Here is a 355-nt window from a genome sequence, read left to right as displayed (position 1 = left end):
GAGTGATGTGCAGTTTCTCGATATAGCCTTCCGCATCGGTACGGGTATGTTGTTTGTAACCGAGTTTGTAGAGGCCGCTTTTCTTTATCCAACGGGCATCGCTGTCTTTACTCGGTGTGGTTTGGCTGCTGACTTGTCCTTCTTCATCGACTTCTATGGCCTGACGCTGTTTGCTGCCGGCGGTCTGAATAATGGTGGCGTCAATGACGGTGGCAGATGCTTTCTCTACTTTTAGGTTTTTTTCGGTCAGTTGTCGGTTAATCAGTTTTAGCAGTTCAGACAGGGTGTCGTCTTGCGCCAGCCAGTTGCGGTAGCGGCATAAGGTGCTGTAATCGGGGATGCTCAGTTCGTCAAA

General features: G+C 49.9%; 1 pseudogene. It reads right to left on the bottom strand.

The features are described 5' to 3' along the window. Positions 1-355, bottom strand: a pseudogene (locus ACTHSN_RS10765) (IS5/IS1182 family transposase); the annotation flags it as partial.

The sequence above is a fragment of the Neisseria sp. P0009.S010 genome, from assembly GCF_051958545.1.
Lineage (GTDB): Bacteria > Pseudomonadota > Gammaproteobacteria > Burkholderiales > Neisseriaceae > Neisseria > Neisseria subflava_A.
The sequence above is the reverse complement of the archived record's forward strand: the minus strand, read 5'-3'. Positions and strand labels throughout refer to the sequence as shown.